Here is an 18136-nt window from a genome sequence, read left to right as displayed (position 1 = left end):
ATCGGCTTTTTGTTTGTTTGCATGTTTGTTGTTGTGTCATCAAACCGACATCAAACGGTCATCGTGCTGAAGTAATCGCTGGTTAGGCTGGCGCCTGTCATTACTTCAAGGACCGACCATGCAACGATTGCTTGCTCCAGCAGAACAGAGTGCTTCCTCCCCACGTTTGACCCTCAGCATCGCTTCCACACCCGCAGAAGTGCGTGAAGTGCAGCGACTGCGTTACAAGGTGTTCATCGAAGGCCTGGGGCTGGATGCACTCAAGAACAAGGAGCGTCTGGATCGTGACGAGTTCGATGCCTATTGTGACCATCTGATCGTGCGTGATTCGGCAACGTTGAAAGTGGTAGGAACCTATCGCGTACTGAGTCCACAAGCCGCCGAGCGTCACCGTGGCTTTTATTCCGAACAGGAATTCGATCTGACACGTATGGCCCACCTGCGGGGGCGTATCGCAGAAGCAGGGCGTGCCTGCATCCACCCCAAATATCGTAGTGGCGCGGTGATCATGCTGTTGTGGGCGGGTATTGCCGGCTTCATGCAAAAGCATGGTTGTGAATACCTGATCGGTTGCGCCAGCGTCAGTCTGGCCGATGGCGGCCTCAACGCTGCTGCGATCTATCACGCGATTGCGGAAAGCAATATGGCGCCGGCCGAGTATCGCGTACGACCGCATCTTGCTTTTCCGATCGCGCCACCGCGCAGCGACAGCCAGCCGGTGATTCCGCCGCTGATCAAGGGTTACCTGCGCAGTGGTGCATGGATCTGTGGCGAGCCAGCCTGGGATGCAGAATTTCACAGTGCCGACATGTTCATGCTGTTGCCGCTGGCACGACTCGATAGCCGTTATGCCCGCCACTACCTGAAGGAAGGAGAGACCGCATGAAGCCAGGCGAATCATTTCTGACCAAGGATTTTCTGAGAGCCAATGGCAAGCGCGAGCCGCTGCGCTTCCGGGCGATCTGGATTTCCGATGTCCATCTGGGAACAACCGGATGCCAGGCACAACGGCTGCTGGAATTCTTGCGTCGTACCGAATCCGATACCTTGTATCTGGTCGGCGACATCATCGATGGCTGGCAGCTCAAGCGTCGCTGGTACTGGGATCAGTCACACAATAATGTGGTACAGACGGTGTTGAAGAAGGCCAAGAAGGGGACGGAAGTGATCTTTGTCCCGGGCAACCACGATGAAGCCGTGCGACAGTTCATCGATCTGGATTTTGGCGGTATTCGGGTCCGCGATGAGCTGATTCATACCACGGCGCAAGGCAAACGCATGCTGGTGCTGCACGGTGATCGCTTTGACGGCGTGATCGCCTGCGCCAAGTGGCTCGCGTATGTGGGCGATAACCTGTACACGATGATTCTCAAGTTCAACCAGATTTTCAACAGTTGGCGCGCACGTGCCGGCCTGCCGTACTGGTCGCTCTCGCAGTATCTGAAATTGAAGGTCAAGAATGCCGTCAGCTATATCACCTCATTTGAAACCGCGCTGGCTGATGAAGCGCGTCGTCGTGGTCTGGATGGCGTGATTTGCGGTCACATTCACAAACCGGAAATTCGCGATATCGACGGCATCACTTACTGTAACGATGGTGACTGGGTGGAAAGTCTGACGGCACTGGTAGAGGATCAGGCTGGCGTGCTGCGTCTGCTTACCTGGCAGGACGTGGTGGGCGTCACCATGCAACAGCATAACGAAGAGATGGAGGCGCTATGCGTATCGCCATCGTAACGGATGCCTGGACGCCGCAAGTCAACGGCGTGGTCAACACCTTGCGTGCAACGCGCAAGCAACTGCGTCTGATGGGACATGCCGTCAGAATGGTGACGCCGGAAGGTCTGCGGACCTATTCGTGCCCGACCTATCCGGAAATTCGCCTGTCCTACAAGCCCTACAGCAAGGTGGCGGCAGTGCTGGACAGTTTTATGCCGGATTGCATTCATATCGCGACTGAGGGGCCGATGGGCCTGGCTGCGCGTCGTTACTGTTTGTCCAACGGGCTGGATTTCACGACGGCGTATCACACCCGCTTTCCGGAATATCTGCGCGCGCGCTTTCATTTGCCATTGGCCGTAACGTATCGCTGGCTTCAATGGTTTCATGGTCCGTCCAAGGCGGTGATGGTGCCGACACCACGCATGCAGCACACGCTGGAAAAGAGCGGCTTTCGCAACGTCGTGCAATGGAGTCGCGGCGTGGATACCGAACATTTTCGTCCTGGGCCGCGTGAAGAATCATCGCTGACACGGCCGGTGTATCTGTATGTCGGCCGTCTTGCCGTCGAAAAGAATATCGAAGCGTTCTTGCAGATGGAGCTACCGGGTTCCAAATGGGTGATCGGGGATGGCCCGATGCGCGATGAGTTGGAGCGCCGTTATCCCGGCGTTCGTTTTCTTGGCAACAAGGCGCATGATGCCTTGCCCGGCTATTACAACTGCGCGGACGTCTTTGTGTTCCCGAGCCGTACGGATACCTTTGGTCTGGTCATGATCGAGGCGATGGCATGTGGTGTGCCAGTAGCGGCTTATCCGGTGGAAGGGCCGATCGATGTCGTGGCCGATGGTCGTAGCGGCATTTTGAATGACGATCTGATGCGTGCCTGTTTCAATGCGCTGACACTCAAGCGTTCTGCCGTGCGTGAATACGCCTTATCCTATTCCTGGGAAGCGGCAACCCAGCAATTCTTGCGTAATCTGCATCCGGTGCGTCGCGTGACGCATGCGATTTTGCCGCAAACGTCGACGATCTGAACCAACGGGAGCGTGCGGCTCCTGTTTTCTTGCGTTCTCGTATTGTTATGCAGTGAAGAAATCTGATGACCGTGTGATCATTTGGTAACCAGATCGGGTGCCAGCACGCCACGCAGATAGTGTTCCATCTCGCCTTCGCGCTCCCGACGCACGATCCACCATACATTGCCTTTACGAATCGTCCAGTCCTGCTTGACCCCCGTCAGCAGCAACGACGCGACCTGGCCAAGTGTTGGCTGATGGCCGACGATCAGAACCGGCTCGCGACTATCCGGCCAATTGGATGCCGCGATAACGCGTTCTGCCGTAGAGTCGGGCGCAAGCTCATCGACAATCTTGAACTTGCGACCGAGTGCCTCGGCAGTTTGCAGGGTGCGCGTGGCGGGGCTGACCAGAATCCTGCAGCCGCTGGTGAGGTGCCGGTCCAGCCATTCGCCCATGCGCGTGGCTTGCTTGTGACCTTTGGGCGTGAGGGCGCGGCCTTCGTCAGGCTCGCCCATTTCCGCCTCCGCGTGTCGCCACAGGATCAGTTCCATCGTTACTCCGTTTTTACTCCGTAGAATTGCCGTGCAATTGCATCAGCCACGCTTGCGCGCAGAAGGGCGCAAGCTTGCCGCGCGGCTTGCGATTTCTGTAGACGCCATTGGCATCCAGATCCCATGCGTTGACTGTATCTTTCAGATAAGGTTGCAGCCCTTCATTGATCACCCGTTTCTTTAGCGCGGAATCGAGGATCGGGAAGGCGACTTCAATACGGCGGAACAGGTTACGGTTCATCCAGTCGGCGCTCGACAGATACACGTCATGTGCCAGATCGTTGCGGAAGTAGTAGATGCGGCTGTGTTCGAGAAAACGACCAACGATGGCGCGGACCTTGATGTTTTCGGACAGGCCGGGGACACCGGGGCGCAAGGCGCAGGCGCCGCGCACGATCAGATCGATTTTGACGCCATCGGCCGATGCAGCGTAGAGCGCGCGAATCACGGACTCATCCAGCAGTGCGTTCATCTTGGCGATGATGCGTGCCGGCCGGCCAGCGCGCGCAATGCGGGCTTCGTTGTCGATCGCCTTGATGAATTCCTTGTGCAGCGCAAAGGGTGCCAGCCAGAGTTTTTCCAGTTTTTTGGGTTTGGTCAGGCTGGTGAGATGGATGAATATCTCGTTGACCTCGGTGGCGATGGCCGGGTTCGCCGTCAGCAAACCAAAGTCGGTATAAAACTTGGTCGTGCTCGGATGATAGTTACCCGTACCCAGATGCGCGTAATAGCGGAACTTGCTGTCTTCGCGGCGGATCACCAGTGCCAGTTTGGCATGGGTTTTCAGTCCGACCACGCCATACACGACTTGCGCGCCGGCGCGCTCCAGGCGGTCTGCCCAGTTGATGTTGGCTTCTTCATCAAAGCGTGCCATCAGTTCGACAATGACAGTCACTTCCTTGCCATGCTGCGCCGCGTAGATCAGCGATTCCATCAGATCGGAGTTCATACCGGTGCGATAGATGGTCTGCTTGATCGCAACGACGTCCGGATCATGTGCGGCATCGCGGATGAACTCCAGCACAGGCTGGAATGACTGGAACGGATGATGCAGCAAGACATCGTGTTTGCGGATGGTGGCAAACAGATCGGTATTGGCCAGCTTGGGCGGATAAGCCGGAACGTACGGTGGAAAGCGCAGTTCCGGTTTGGTGACATGATCGATCAGTTCCGACAGGCGAACCAGATTGACCGGACCATCAACGGCGTACAGACGATTGTCGTCGATCGAGAATTGTTCGAGCAGAAATCTGGATAGGTGGGGCGGGCAGTTCTTTGCGACTTCCAGTCGCACAGCCACGCCAAAATTGCGGCTTTGCAGCTCGCCCTGCAATGCCTGACGCAGATTCTTGACCTCTTCTTCATCGACCCACAGATCGCTGTTACGCGTCACACGGAATTGTGAATATGCCAGTACCTCGCGTCCGGTAAACAAGTCGTTGATATGCGCGTGAATGACCGAGGACAGCAGGCAGAAGGAAACGCCGTCCTTGGATAGTTCATCCGGCAGACGGATCACGCGTGGCAATACGCGTGGCGCCTTTACGATGGCAATCGCCGTGCCACGCCCGAATGCATCCTTGCCGGACAGCTCGACAATGAAATTGAGACTCTTGTTAATCACCTGCGGAAACGGATGTGCCAGATCCAGACCGATTGGCGTCAGTAAGGGCCGGACTTCCCGGTCGAAATAGGATTTGACCCATGCGCGTTGTGCATCGTTACGATCCTGATCGCGTAATAAATGCACGCCTTGCTGCGCCAGCTGCGGCAGCACGGTTTCGTTCAGGACACGATACTGCCGCTCAACGATTTGATGACATTCGGCACCGGCTGCTGCCAGCGCGGCTGACAGCGCAGGCGTTTCCTCGATCCTTTCGCCATCCATATGGTTATTGGCGAGCAGGCTGGCAATCCGTACTTCAAACAGTTCGTCAATATTGCTGCTGACAATACATAAATATTTCAGACGCTCAAGCAAAGGGACCGCCGGATTTTCTGCTTGCGCGAGGACGCGGCGGTTGAATGCCAGTTGTGACAATTCACGATTCAGAAACAGGGCGCTCTTGGGTGGAACGGGCTGCGGAACGGCTTTTTTTAGCATTTTTCGGACTTTGGCCATAATGTGGTTTCCAGAGTCTATGTAGTCAATATGACAGCTTGATGACACGTTTTGTGTCCGTTTTGCACTTTATGACAGCTTTTTTCAAAAGTCATAAAGCTGTCATATTTGGTAGATACAGTTCGCCCTGTCTTGTTAGTCAACCCTAAGGAGCAGTTATGCGATTGAATCACCTCATCAAGTCCGCCGTTATCGCTGCAACTGCAGCAATGGCACTGTCGTCCGCTGTGGCCGCTGATATTACCGGCGCTGGCGCGACCTTCCCATACCCAATTTATTCCAAATGGGCAGAAACCTACAAAGCAGCAACCGGCACCGGCCTGAACTATCAGTCGATCGGCTCCGGCGGCGGCATCAAGCAAATCAAGGCAAAGACCGTTGATTTCGGCGCGTCCGATATGCCGCTGAAAGCAGAAGAACTGGAAGCAGAAGGCCTGCTGCAGTTCCCGGCCATCATGGGTGGCGTTGTGCCTATCGTCAATCTGGACGGCGTTGCTCCAGGTCAACTGAAATTCACGCCGGAAATTGTTGCTGACATCTACCTCGGCAAAATCACCAAATGGAACGATGGCAAGATCACCGCGTTGAACCCAGGCGTGAAACTGGCGGATGCAGACATCACCGTTGTTCACCGTTCGGATGGTTCGGGTACCACCTTCCTGTGGACCGACTTCCTGTCGAAAACCGTACCGGCATTCAAGGACGGTGTGGGCGCTGGTACTGCCGTGAAATGGCCAGTCGGCGTGGGCGGCAAGGGTAACGAAGGTGTTGCAGCCAACGTCCAACGTATCAAAGGTTCGATCGGTTACGTTGAATATGCATACGCCAAGAAAAACAAAATGTCACACACCCAGCTGAAAAACAGTGCCGGCAACTTCGTTCAGCCAGATGACAGCACGTTCAAAGCTGCGGCTGCCGGTGCCGAATGGGCAAAAGCGCCAGGCATGGGTGTTGTGCTGACCAATCAGCCAGGCAAAGACAGCTGGCCGATCACGGGTGCATCTTTCATCCTGATCCACAAAGCGGCTGCTTCGGCGGAGCGCACCAAGGAAGTTCTGGCCTTCTTTGACTGGGCGTACAAAAACGGTGGTGCTGCTGCATCCGAACTGGACTATGTGGCAATGCCGGCACCGGTCGTCAAGATGGTGACCGATGCATGGAAGGCAAACGTCAAGGATGCATCCGGCAAAGCAGTTTGGTAAGTGCGGTTCTCGCAGCGAATGGATTTAAAAAACACGCGCTGTTTGAATGAAGTTGCAAGGGCTGTCGCAATGAGGATGCCGATAACGGCATCGCAGGGCGGCAGCCCCTTCTGACAAAAAAGAATATGAGTGCAAATCCAACATCCTTATCCGAATCCATGATGACGCAAGATACCAACGCCCAACGAGAAGCCGCCTTCGGCAAGGCGCTCATGGCGACCATGCGCCGCCAGCGGGTACAGGATTTTCTGTTTCACAAGATTACTTTCATCTTCGCGCTGAGCGTGTTGCTGGTCCTGCTGGGCATTATTGCCTCGCTGATGATCGGTGCATGGCCGGCACTGAAGGAATTCGGATTGCCGTTCCTCACCAGTGTGGAATGGGATCCCGTCAATGACCAGTACGGCGCGGCGATTGCGATCGTCGGCACGCTGGTGACGTCATTTCTCGCGCTCCTGATCGCGTTTCCGATCAGCTTCGGTATTGCCCTGTTCCTGACCGAAATCTGCCCGGCGTGGCTCAAACGTCCACTGGGTACGGCGGTCGAGTTGCTGGCCGGTGTGCCGAGCATCATCTACGGTATGTGGGGCCTGTTCGTCTTTGCGCCCCTGTTTTCCGATTACATCCAGCCAGCATTGGCTGCGACGCTGGGCCAACTGCCCGTCATTGGTGAACTGTTCCGCGGCCCACAGATGGGTATCGGCATTCTGGCTGCCGGCATCATCCTCGCCGTCATGATTATTCCGTTCATTGCTTCGGTCATGCGCGATGTGTTCGAGATCGTGCCGCCGGTATTGAAAGAGTCGGCTTACGCAATGGGCTGCACCAAGTGGGAAGTGGTGCGCAAGATTGTGTTGCCGTACACCCGTATCGGTGTGGTCGGAGGCGTGATGCTGGGACTGGGACGTGCACTGGGTGAAACCATGGCGATTACCTTTGTCATCGGTAACGCGCACAAATTGTCGTGGTCGCTGTTCGCAGCCGGCAACAGTATTGCGTCGACACTCGCCAACGAATTCGCAGAAGCCGAAACCGTGCTGCACGTTTCGTCGCTGTTCGCACTCGGTCTGATTCTGTTCCTCATTACTTTCCTCGTGCTGTCGGCTGCCAAACTGATGCTGCTCGGGATGTCGCGCAAGGAGGGTGCAAAATGAGCGCCGATAACATGAACATGATGCAATCCGCATCCACCAATCCGGTCTATCGCCGTCGTCTGCTGATTCACCGCGTTGGGATCACGCTGTCGTTCCTGGCAATGGTATTAGGTCTGTTCTTCCTAGGCTGGATTCTGGTTACCCTGGTCTCGAAAGGAATCGGGGCGATCGGCTGGAACATCTTCACGCAAACGACGCCTGCACCTGGTAGTGAGGGTGGCGGTTTGATGAATGCGATTGTCGGCAGCCTGCTGATGGTCGGCGCGGCAACCTTCATCAGTACACCGATCGGCATCTTTGCCGGAATCTATCTGGCGGAATATGGTGAAGTCAGCCTCTTCGCTAAAGTCACACGCTTCGTGACCGACATCATGCTGTCGGCACCATCGATCGTGATCGGTTTGTTTATCTATGCAATCTACGTTGCCAACGTCAAACACTTCTCCGGTTGGGCGGGCAGCTTTGCGATTTCGCTGATCGCGATTCCAGTAGTGGTACGCACGACAGACAACATGTTGAATCTGGTGCCGACCAGCCTGCGCGAAGCCGCATTTGCCCTGGGTGCGCCACGCTGGCGCGTCGCCACCTTTGTCCGTCTGCGTGCGGTCAAGGCTGGCGTTATCACCGGCGTTTTGCTGGCGGTGGCACGCATCTCTGGTGAAACCGCGCCACTGCTCTTTACCGCGCTGAATAACCAGTTCTACAGCAGCAACATGAACGCACCGATGGCCAACCTGCCGGTTGTGATCTACCAATTTGCGATGAGCCCCTATGACAACTGGCGCGATCTGGCATGGGGTGGTGCGTTGCTGATTACCTTTAGTGTGCTGGCGCTCAACATCCTGTCACGTTCGCTGTTCAAACAGAAAAACCAACATTGATTCGAGGCCAGGCCATGACTACTCAAACCTCCATGAACATGATCAACAAGAAAACGCTCGAAATTCAGAATCTCAATTTTTACTACGGTAATTTTCAGGGTCTGAAGAATATCAATCTGGATATTCAGGACAAGAAGGTCACCGCGTTCATCGGTCCATCCGGTTGCGGAAAATCGACGCTGCTGCGTACCTTCAACCGTATGTATGACTTGTATCCGGGGCAGCGCGCCGAAGGCAAGATTCTCTACCACGGCAGCAATATTCTCGAGCCTGGTCAGGACGTCAACATGCTGCGCGCCAAGGTGGGCATGGTGTTTCAAAAACCAACGCCGTTCCCGATGTCGATCTACGACAACATCGCGTTTGGTGTGCGCTTGTATGAAAACCTGCCGAAAGGCGAGATGGATGAGCGCGTCGAATGGGCACTCAACAAAGCCGCACTGTGGACCGAAGTGAAGGACAAACTGAACAAGAGCGGCCTGAGCCTTTCCGGCGGTCAGCAACAACGTCTGTGTATCGCACGCGGTGTAGCCGTCAAGCCGGATGTGCTGTTGCTGGATGAGCCGACCTCGGCGCTGGACCCGATCTCGACTGCCAAGATTGAAGAGCTGATCAGTGAACTCAAGGGTGATTACACGATCGCGATCGTGACGCACAACATGCAACAGGCGGCGCGTTGCTCGGACTACACCGCCTACATGTATCTGGGTGAGCTGGTGGAGTTTGGCGAAACCGATCAGATCTTCATGAATCCGGCCAAGAAAGATACCCAGGACTACATCACCGGTCGCTTCGGCTGATCGGCAATCAGAATATTCAGGAGAACAACGATGTCAGGCGAACACTCTTCCAAGCAATACGACATGGATCTGGAAACCATCCGCTCCAAGGTCCTGCTGATGGGCGGTCTGGTCGAAAGCCAGTTTCAGGATGCGATGATTGCCTTCCGCAGTGGTAACGTTGCGCAAGCCGATCAAATCATCAAATCCGACGAGAACGTCAACAATCTCGAGGTATCGCTTGACGATGCCTGCAGCCATCTGATTGTCAAACGTCAACCGGCGGCAAACGATCTGCGTACCGTGATGGCGACCATCAAGGTCATTACGGATCTGGAGCGTATCGGTGATGAATCGACCAAGATTGCTCGTGCGGCCAAGGCCATCAGCGAACGCGGTCTGGCCACCGTCAATCACTATGAAAATGTGCGTGTGATGGCGGCCAGCGCCGGTAAAATGCTGCATGATGCACTGGACGCTTTCGCCCGTCTCGATGACAAGCAGGCGATTCGCCTGATCGCGGAAGATGCGGTAGTTGACCATGAGTTCCGGTCGGTGATGCGTAACCTGATTACCTTCATGATGGAAGATCCACGCACCATCTCCAGCGCACTGGATACCTTGTGGGTTGCGAAGGCGATCGAACGCATCGGCGATCATGCAAAGAACATTGCGGAGTACGTGATCTACATCGTCGAGGGCAAGGATATCCGCCACACCGATTACGCAGCAGCGCAGTTGGCAGATTGATTACTGGCAGACTAGCGCATGGAAGGATACTGAAGACAATATGGCAAGTGCCGATAAACCGACAATCCTGATTGTCGAAGACGAACCGCCGATCATCGAGCTTGTGACCTTTACGCTCAAAGGCGCAGGCTGGAATGTCGTGTCTGCACAGACAGCAGGAGAAGCATGGGACTTTCTGCAGCAACGTCTGCCGCAACTGATTCTGCTTGACTGGATGCTGCCGGATCAGAGCGGTTTGCGTTTGCTGTCGCGCATTCGTGGTGATCGCCAGTTCAACGAGCTGCCGATTATCATGTTGACGGCCAAGAGCATGGAAGAGGACAAGATCGCCGGCCTAGACAATGGTGCCGATGATTACGTTACCAAGCCTTTCTCACCGCGTGAACTGACGGCGCGCATCAATGCACTGCTGCGTCGCAAGACGCCGGAACATTCGCAAACCTTGATGACTGCCGGTGCGATCAGCCTCGATCCCGTCAGTTGCACGGTGAGTCTGAACAGCGAGAAGATCGACATCGGCCATGCCGAATTCAAGCTGCTCAAGTTCTTGCTGGCGCATCCCGAGCGCGTGTTCTCACGCAATCAGTTGCTGGATAAAGTGTGGGGTGACCACGTTGTGATCGAGGAGCGCACGGTGGACGTGCACGTCTTACGTTTGCGTAAAGCGTTGAAAGAGGCAGAATCGCTGATCAAGACCGTGCGCAGTGTAGGCTATATGCTTTCCGAGAAATAACCGGACGCTCGATGAATCCACAATTGCTGTTTTGGGTCCCTGCGGCTTTACGCCTGACATTTGTGCTGCTGGCGGCCGCAGTGATCGGCTACTTCTTCGGTTTGACAGCGGGCTTTGCCGCCGGATTGCTGTTTCTGTTGGTGCTGGTCATCGTGCAGCTCAAGTATTTGTATCTGCTGAGCGGCTGGCTGGATCACCCGGACAGCGAAAAATTACCAGATGGCTGGGGCGCGTGGACCGATGTGTTTTCGCGTTTGTATCGGCTGCGTCGTGATGACGAGCGCAACCGCAAGGAGCTCGGCGAGTGGTTGACACGCTTCCGTCAGGCGATGAGTCTGTTGCCTGACGGTGTCGCCATCATGGATGATGTGCTGTTCCTTGAATGGTGCAATCCGACGGCGGAAAAGCATCTTGGTCTGAGCAATACACGCGATAAGGGTATGCGCGTGACCAACTTGATTCGCGATCCGGCTTTTATCGACTACATCATCCTTGGTCGCTATGAACAGCCGTTGACGCTGAATGTCAAAGACCGAAAACTGGTTGTCCAGATCATCCCCTTTGAAAACCGACGCCAGATTCTGGTGACGCATGACGTGACGGACAGCGAACGTATCGACATGATGCGCCGCGACTTCATCGCCAATGCTTCGCATGAGTTGCGTACACCGCTGACGGTCATTAACGGCTTTCTGGAGATCGCACAGGCACAGCCGGATCTGGAACAGTCGATTCGCATGTCCCATTTGAAACTGATGATCGAACAGGGACAGCGCATGCAGAATCTGATCGAAGACATGCTGACTTTGACGCGCTTGGAATCGATCGACTATCCGTTGCGTACTGAGCAGGTCAATATTTGCAATCTGCTCGACCAGTTGCTGCGGGAAGCCAACGCATTGTCTGGCGGTCGTCACACAATCACGCTCGCGCTCGACGGCCCGAATATTGAAGGCAATACCGATGAGCTGCGCAGCGCCTTCGGTAATCTCGTCACCAACGCGATCCGTTATACGCCTGAAGGCGGTCACATCCACATCAAGTGGCAGCAGACGGAAAAAGGTCCGCAATTCTCGGTGCAAGACAGTGGGATCGGTATTCGCGCCGAACACATCGCGCGTCTTACTGAGCGCTTCTATCGCGTGGATAAGAGTCGTTCCCGCGAAACACAGGGTACTGGACTCGGCTTGGCAATCGTCAAGCACGTACTTTTGCGCCATAAGGCAACGCTGGCGATTGAATCGGAGGAAGGTAAGGGCAGCACGTTCTCCGCTTTCTTCCGGCAAAGTTAATTACCGAACATTCACGTCCACTCTGGTACATCTTGTAACGATTCCGTAGTGTCATCACGTTGACTTTTGCGTAAAAAATAGTGCAAAATTGATAACTATATTCGGTGCATTCTTGAATGTGTCGAGCGCAATTTAAATTGAAGGAATTGACATGAAGATTGCCGTTGCCGGAACTGGTTATGTCGGGATGTCCATCGCAGTATTGCTGGCACAGCGTCACGAAGTGGTGGCTGTTGATATTGATCCAGAGCGCGTTGATCAGGTCAATCGTGGGCAGTCGCCGATTGCCGATCCTGAAATCGAATATTTTCTCGCACATAAAAAACTGAATCTAAAAGCGACTACAGATAAAAGCGAAGGTTATGGCAATGCCGATTTTGTCGTCATCGCAACGCCGACGGATTACGACGTTGAAACTAACTACTTCAATACCAAATCAGTCGAATCTGTGATTGAAGCGGTCAATAGCGTTAATCCCAAGGCGGTGATGGTCATCAAGTCGACCGTGCCTGTTGGATACACAGTCAGCGTCAAGAGCAAGTTCAACTGTGACAATATCCTCTTTTCTCCTGAATTCCTGCGTGAGGGAAAGGCGCTGTACGATAACCTGCATCCATCACGGATCATCGTTGGTGAACAGTCGGAGCGTGCGAAGGTCTTTGCCGATTTGCTGGTCGAAGGTGCAGTCGAAAAGAATGCGCCGGTGATGTTCACGGACTCCACCGAAGCAGAAGCCGTCAAGCTGTTCTCCAATACCTACCTTGCCATGCGCGTGGCCTACTTCAATGAGCTAGATTCGTACGCTGCGGCACATGGGTTGAATACGCGTCAGATCATCGAAGGGGTTTCGCTCGACCCTCGTATCGGCAATCACTATAACAATCCGTCGTTTGGTTATGGGGGCTATTGCTTGCCGAAAGATACCAAGCAGTTGCTGGCCAACTATTCGCAAGTGCCGCAAAGCCTGATTCGCGCGATTGTAGATGCCAATACGACGCGCAAGGATTTCATCGCTGATGCGATTGTGCGCAAGAATCCAAAGGTCGTTGGTATCTATCGATTGATCATGAAGGCGGGCTCAGATAACTTCCGCGCTTCGAGTATCCAAGGGATTATGAAGCGTGTGAAAGCGAAAGGTGTTGAGGTTATTGTTTATGAGCCCGTACTTGAAGATTTGGAATTCTTCCGCTCACCAGTCGTAAATGACCTCGACGATTTTAAAAAACGCGCAGACTTGATTGTCAGTAATCGGTTGGTTATGGAATTACATGATGTGGCCGATAAGGTCTATACCCGCGATCTTTTTGGTAAAGATTAAATTCTAACATTTGTCTATAGAACATGCCGTACGTTAGAATAGCGTTCAATTGTTGAACGCTGGCTGCGGCATGTTGACAGACGAGTATCGCTACAAAATCCTCAAATTGCTTGAACAAGATCCTTCTCTTAGTCAGAGAGATCTTGCAGCGAAGCTCGACATCAGCCTCGGCAAAGTTAATTATTGTCTGAAGGCGCTCGTCGATGTCGGTGTTTTAAAAATCAGTAATTTCAAAGATAGTAGTAATAAGCTTGCCTATATGTATCTTTTGACCCCGAAAGGGTTGGAGGAAAAAGCAGAAATTACGCTTCGTTTCCTGAAACATAAAATTCTAGAGTACGAGTCTCTAAAAAGAGAAATCGAGTTACTGCGCAGCGATCTTCGGCACGAAAATAATAAAGACACTACTTCTTATGAGTAAAAAATTGCATTGATTGCTGGTGTGACAGGCCAAGATGGTGCTTACTTGGCTGAACTATTACTGGATAAGGAGTATGAAGTGCACGGCATTAAGCGCCGTAGTTCATTTTTTAATACGGCTCGTATTGATCATCTTTTCAATGATGTGCATGAAACCGGAAAACCTTTCTATTTGCACCATGGCGATATGACGGATTCGTCGAGCCTGACTCGGATTATCCAGAAAGTACAACCAGACGAAATTTATAACCTTGCTGCGCAAAGTCATGTTGCCGTTTCGTTCGAAGAGCCGGAATACACGGCTAACTTGGGTGCGCTGCGTATCTTGGAAGCCATCCGTATTCTCGGTTTGGAGAAAAAGACCAAGTTCTACCAAGCATCAACTTCTGAACTGTCGGGGTCTAGTACAGGAAGTCCCGCAAAAGGAAACCACGCCGTTTTTTACCCGCGCAGTCCTTACGCGGTTGCTAAACTTTACGCTTACTGGATCACGGTCAACTATCGCGAATATCATTTAACAAAACGATATTTTAAAATGAAAGAACTTACTCCCACCGGTGATTGGAGTTTGTCATTTTTATATGCTGATTGTTTTTTTGTGATTTTATTTTAAAGTGCTAAATACTCAAAAGACCGACGATCTTAGTTATTTCGAGTGGCAGTATATAACATAAAAAATTTATATATGAGAGAGTTTGCATTAACAACTAAAAGAATTTTGGGTGATTAAGGGATTTCTCAAACGCAGCAATATATTGATCGCAATCAATGCATGGTTGAAGTGCCGTAACACAAAATATAGTTACGAAACTACGTTTTCTCAGTATGTAGTTAAAGCCTTTTCTCGAGAAATATCTGTACCGCGATTGAAAAAAGATCGTCTATTGACGATCTTTTTTCTTGGAACGGATGAGCAGCAAGACCGCAGCGGGACGTTGCAAGCCATAGAAAAATTAGGGGATTTGCTTTACTCGTGCAGATGGCAGTTATGGTCAAAATAATCCAGGTTCGCCGGCTGAACGGCGTTCTACTGATACTCAGAGACTGCGCGAAATTTTTGTAAATTTTTCGAAATCAGGCATGATGCCGGATATTCTCATAGCTCAAACATGGACAAGTTTTATTGATCCCCAAGTGTTCGATGAAATTCGCTGCACTTATGGAACATTGATTGTAAATATTGGTATGGACGATCGACATCAGTTTTGGGGAGATCGTATACAAGGGGGCGGGGGGGAAGTGCCTACTGAAGACGTGCCACGATTATTTGCACAATCAAAAATTTTTTTGGGAGTTAGAGCAATAGGACATTGTTCAGATTTTTATGCACTTAAATGCGTGATTTTGATGCTCCAATGTCGGGAAGTTTTTATTTAAATCATGATAATTTGGATTTGCATGATCTTTACGAAATTGGGAAAGAAATAGAAACGTATAGAGATATTGAAGACTGTGTTGCTAACGTAAAATGGTATCTAATAAATAATGTTGAGTGTGAAAAAATTGCTGCGGCAAGAAGAGTACGTGCTGCGAGAGAACATACATGGAAAAATAGATTTAATTCGTTATTTAAAATAATAAAAAATAAATAGAAAATTAAAATATGAAATGAAAATTAATTGCCAAATTAATGTTTAAAAATTAAGTTTCCAATTTAAATTTATTTTGTTTTATTTGATGGATTGTAAAATATATGAAAAAAATATTTCTTGATGTCATATATTGCATTGAACATTCGATTATTTTCTGCAACAAAAATTTTTATCGAATAGATAAGCTAAATCAGTTTTTGGCTAAAAATTTTTTAATTGTACACCTGCAAAATCAGAGGCATGCATGAAAATACTGGTCACAGGCTGTGCTGGCTTTATCGGAATGCATGTTACAAAAAGGTTGTTGGCGCGGGGAGATATCGTTGTTGGTATAGACAATCTTAATGATTACTATGATCCACAATTGAAAGTGGCAAGACTCGCACAACTGAGCCATGCAAACTTCCGATTCGAGCGGATGAATATTGCGGACCGATCTGCTATGTCTAATCTCTTTGATTGTGAAGAATTTAATCGGGTAGTCCACCTGGCTGCACAGGCGGGTGTGCGTTATTCTTTGAAAAATCCACATGCTTATGCAGAGAGTAACTTGACAGGTTTTGTAAACGTTCTTGAAGAGTGTCGACGTCAAAACGTTCAGCATCTTGTGTACGCTAGCAGTTCCAGCGTGTATGGTGCAAACACTCGCATGCCTTTTTCAGTGCATAACAATGTCGATCACCCGCTTAGTATTTACGCAGCGACCAAGAAATCCAATGAATTGATGGCTCATAGCTATAGTCATCTTTTTAACCTGCCAACGACTGGATTGCGCTTTTTCACTGTGTATGGCCCCTGGGGGCGCCCAGACATGGCTTTATTCAAATTCACAAAAGCAATTCTTGCCGGTGACAATATCCAGGTATTCAATTATGGCAAGCACAGGCGTGACTTCACCTATATCGATGACATTGTTGAGGGTGTTATCAGGGTGATTGACCGGCCAGCCCAGCCTAACCCTGACTGGTCTGGTGAAGAGCCTGATGCTGGCAGCAGCCTGGCCCCCTGGAAAATATACAATATAGGCAATCAGCAGCCTATCGAACTGATGGATTACATTCATGCGCTTGAAGATGCATTGAATAAAAAAGCGAAGCTGGATTTACTGCCACTACAACCTGGTGATGTACCTGACACCTATGCAGATGTCAGTGATTTGGTAACGCAGTTTGATTACCGCCCCACCACCCCGGTCAAAAGCGGTATCGCCCAATATGTGGAATGGTATTTGAGTCATTACTTGGCTCAAAAGGCTTAACGCGATTCAGATCATGCTTTTCCGACGCTTGAAATACCATCTTGATCTAGCTAAGGACCAGGCGCGTCGCCTGTCAACCCTGGGCAGGATCAACAGCATCATCAAGGCGCGTAAACTCAAGAAAGGTTTATGCCAGCTTCATGCGCACTATGCAGGACTCTCCGCCGATCGAGCCATTGTTTATGATGAAAACTCTGCCTGGCTGGAAGCCCAGAAACGCATTGAAACCCGATGGCAAGGCCGCACTATCCATCCACAAATGCCATTACGCATATTTTGGGTAGGTGCCAACCGGGATCAAGACGAGTCAGGCTTTCTTCAAGCATTGCGTCAACACGCTCAAGTTACCGAGTTTTACAACCATACTGGCACCTATGGGCAGTGGTACAAGGATGAGCATGGCCGAGTGCAGGTCTATGACCCGGCGATCATTCAACTCAATGATCAACAGCTGCTGAGTCAATTGGGGTCAATCCGGAAAAATGGCGGGATTGACCTGCTTATGGGACAGATGTGGGCAAACTACATCTCCCAAGAAGCCCTGGCAGAGGTCCAGGCGATGGGAATACCGGTCATCAATATTTCAATGGATGACAGACTGCCAGATAACTGGTCTCATCGAAGTGGTGTCAGGCTCGGCGCAGTTGGACTTGCACAGCATACAGACCTAGTACTGACCACATCTTCCGAGACCTGTGCCTGGTATGCAGTTGAGGGCTGCCCGGCCATCTTCTGGCCACTGGCGAGCGACCCCTCCGTGTTTAAGCCCGATGCCGATGCTCCCCGTGATATTGACGTGCTCTTCATCGGCAATAAATACGGAATCCGTGCAGAGATTATTGATGGCCTGGCTCAACATGGCATTCAAGTGGAATGCTATGGTGCAGGCTGGCCAAATGGCCCTGCAACAGCCGAGCAATCTGCCGCGTTGTTCAAGCGTGCCCGCATTATTCTTGGCGTAGGCACCGTTGGCTATTGTGATGACGTGTTTACACTTAAGCTACGGGATTTTGATGCCCCCATGTCAGGCGCGCTATACCTGACTCACAGGTCACAAGACTTGCTGAAGCTGTATCAGGAAGGCGTAGAGATCGAATGTTACATGACGCCTGATGAAGCAGCCGTTAAAATCCACTACTATCTCGCGCATCCGCAAGCGCTTGAGTCTGTCGCAGCTGCCGGGCATGCCATGGTATTAAAGCGTGATACTTGGCTTAACCGTTTGCACCATACCTTTCTTAACCTCACCCTCACCCGAGAGAACACCTATCGCTTGCAGGATCCAATAGTGACAATACCCGAATCCAATGGGTAATCCAGGCCTTGGGCAACAGGAAGACCGA

18 protein-coding genes are annotated in these 18136 nt (G+C 51.7%); 16 read left to right on the top strand and 2 right to left on the bottom strand.

The annotated features are described in order from the left end of the window. The first annotated feature begins 118 nt into the window (after positions 1 to 118). Genes IEV29_RS05940 through IEV29_RS05930 form a run of 3 tightly spaced genes read left to right on the top strand, consistent with a single transcriptional unit; the run spans position 119 to position 2756 of the window. Complete coding sequence (locus IEV29_RS05940) at positions 119 to 886, top strand: GNAT family N-acetyltransferase (protein ID WP_188380304.1); 768 nt, start codon at positions 119 to 121, stop codon at positions 884 to 886. Continuing rightward, positions 883 to 1737: a UDP-2,3-diacylglucosamine diphosphatase gene (locus tag IEV29_RS05935; RefSeq protein ID WP_188380303.1), complete on the top strand. Its 855-nt coding sequence runs from the start codon at positions 883 to 885 to the stop codon at positions 1735 to 1737. Before IEV29_RS05940 ends, IEV29_RS05935 begins: the two co-directional genes overlap by 4 nt. Continuing rightward, a complete protein-coding gene (locus IEV29_RS05930) occupies positions 1719 to 2756 on the top strand; it encodes a glycosyltransferase family 4 protein (protein WP_188380302.1) in 1038 nt (345 codons plus the stop codon). Before IEV29_RS05935 ends, IEV29_RS05930 begins: the two co-directional genes overlap by 19 nt. Before the next feature lie 77 nt (positions 2757 to 2833). On the opposite strand, the gene sixA is transcribed toward IEV29_RS05930, so the two are convergent. After that, positions 2834 to 3292: a phosphohistidine phosphatase SixA gene (sixA, locus tag IEV29_RS05925; RefSeq protein WP_188380301.1), complete on the bottom strand. Its 459-nt coding sequence runs from the start codon at positions 3290 to 3292 to the stop codon at positions 2834 to 2836. 13 nt (positions 3293 to 3305) lie between these two features. Continuing rightward, positions 3306 to 5396 (bottom strand): polyphosphate kinase 1, encoded by a 2091-nt coding sequence (gene ppk1, locus IEV29_RS05920; RefSeq protein ID WP_188381093.1) that lies wholly within the window; start codon positions 5394 to 5396, stop codon positions 3306 to 3308. A gap of 176 nt (positions 5397 to 5572) precedes the next feature. On the opposite strand from ppk1, the gene pstS reads away from it, so the two are divergent. The 13 genes from pstS to IEV29_RS05855 all read left to right on the top strand — a co-directional run bounded on the left by pstS (position 5573) and on the right by IEV29_RS05855 (position 18108). Next, positions 5573 to 6616, top strand: coding sequence for a phosphate ABC transporter substrate-binding protein PstS (gene pstS, locus IEV29_RS05915; RefSeq protein ID WP_188380300.1), 1044 nt, complete (start codon positions 5573 to 5575; stop codon positions 6614 to 6616). Between the two features lie 161 nt (positions 6617 to 6777). Beyond that, positions 6778 to 7770 (top strand): phosphate ABC transporter permease subunit PstC, encoded by a 993-nt coding sequence (gene pstC, locus IEV29_RS05910; protein WP_188381092.1) that lies wholly within the window; start codon positions 6778 to 6780, stop codon positions 7768 to 7770. Beyond that, entirely contained in the window at positions 7767 to 8651 is an 885-nt protein-coding gene (pstA, locus tag IEV29_RS05905; protein ID WP_229726251.1) for a phosphate ABC transporter permease PstA, read from the top strand. Before pstC ends, pstA begins: the two co-directional genes overlap by 4 nt. Before the next feature lie 14 nt (positions 8652 to 8665). Beyond that, positions 8666 to 9451 carry a phosphate ABC transporter ATP-binding protein PstB gene (pstB, locus tag IEV29_RS05900; RefSeq protein ID WP_188380299.1) on the top strand — a complete coding sequence of 262 codons (786 nt, stop codon included), beginning with the start codon at positions 8666 to 8668 and terminating at the stop codon, positions 9449 to 9451. 30 nt (positions 9452 to 9481) lie between these two features. Continuing rightward, positions 9482 to 10180, top strand: coding sequence for a phosphate signaling complex protein PhoU (gene phoU / locus IEV29_RS05895; protein WP_188380298.1), 699 nt, complete (start codon positions 9482 to 9484; stop codon positions 10178 to 10180). Between the two features lie 40 nt (positions 10181 to 10220). Further along, the gene (locus IEV29_RS05890) at positions 10221 to 10913 is read left to right on the top strand and encodes a response regulator (RefSeq protein ID WP_188380297.1); all 693 of its coding nucleotides are present in this window, start codon (positions 10221 to 10223) and stop codon (positions 10911 to 10913) included. Between the two features lie 11 nt (positions 10914 to 10924). After that, positions 10925 to 12205 carry a phosphate regulon sensor histidine kinase PhoR gene (phoR, locus tag IEV29_RS05885; protein WP_188380296.1) on the top strand — a complete coding sequence of 427 codons (1281 nt, stop codon included), beginning with the start codon at positions 10925 to 10927 and terminating at the stop codon, positions 12203 to 12205. Between the two features lie 151 nt (positions 12206 to 12356). Beyond that, positions 12357 to 13523, top strand: a complete 1167-nt coding sequence (locus tag IEV29_RS05880) for a nucleotide sugar dehydrogenase (RefSeq protein WP_188380295.1) — start codon at positions 12357 to 12359, stop codon at positions 13521 to 13523. A gap of 70 nt (positions 13524 to 13593) precedes the next feature. Further along, positions 13594 to 13944, top strand: coding sequence for a MarR family EPS-associated transcriptional regulator (locus IEV29_RS05875; protein ID WP_188380294.1), 351 nt, complete (start codon positions 13594 to 13596; stop codon positions 13942 to 13944). Between the two features lie 9 nt (positions 13945 to 13953). Further along, the gene (locus IEV29_RS05870; RefSeq protein ID WP_268234293.1) at positions 13954 to 14556 is read left to right on the top strand and encodes a GDP-mannose 4,6-dehydratase; all 603 of its coding nucleotides are present in this window, start codon (positions 13954 to 13956) and stop codon (positions 14554 to 14556) included. Positions 14557 to 15277: 721 nt separating this feature from the next. After that, complete coding sequence (locus IEV29_RS05865; RefSeq protein WP_188380293.1) at positions 15278 to 15535, top strand: glycosyltransferase family protein; 258 nt, start codon at positions 15278 to 15280, stop codon at positions 15533 to 15535. A gap of 244 nt (positions 15536 to 15779) precedes the next feature. After that, positions 15780 to 16793: an NAD-dependent epimerase gene (locus IEV29_RS05860; protein WP_188380292.1), complete on the top strand. Its 1014-nt coding sequence runs from the start codon at positions 15780 to 15782 to the stop codon at positions 16791 to 16793. Positions 16794 to 16806: 13 nt separating this feature from the next. Continuing rightward, entirely contained in the window at positions 16807 to 18108 is a 1302-nt protein-coding gene (locus IEV29_RS05855) for a CgeB family protein (RefSeq protein WP_188380291.1), read from the top strand. Positions 18109 to 18136: the final 28 nt, after the last annotated feature.

Source organism: Oxalicibacterium faecigallinarum (genome assembly GCF_014635705.1).
GTDB classification, from domain to species: Bacteria; Pseudomonadota; Gammaproteobacteria; order Burkholderiales; family Burkholderiaceae_D; genus Oxalicibacterium; species Oxalicibacterium faecigallinarum.
This window is presented reverse-complemented; position numbering and strand designations above follow the sequence as displayed.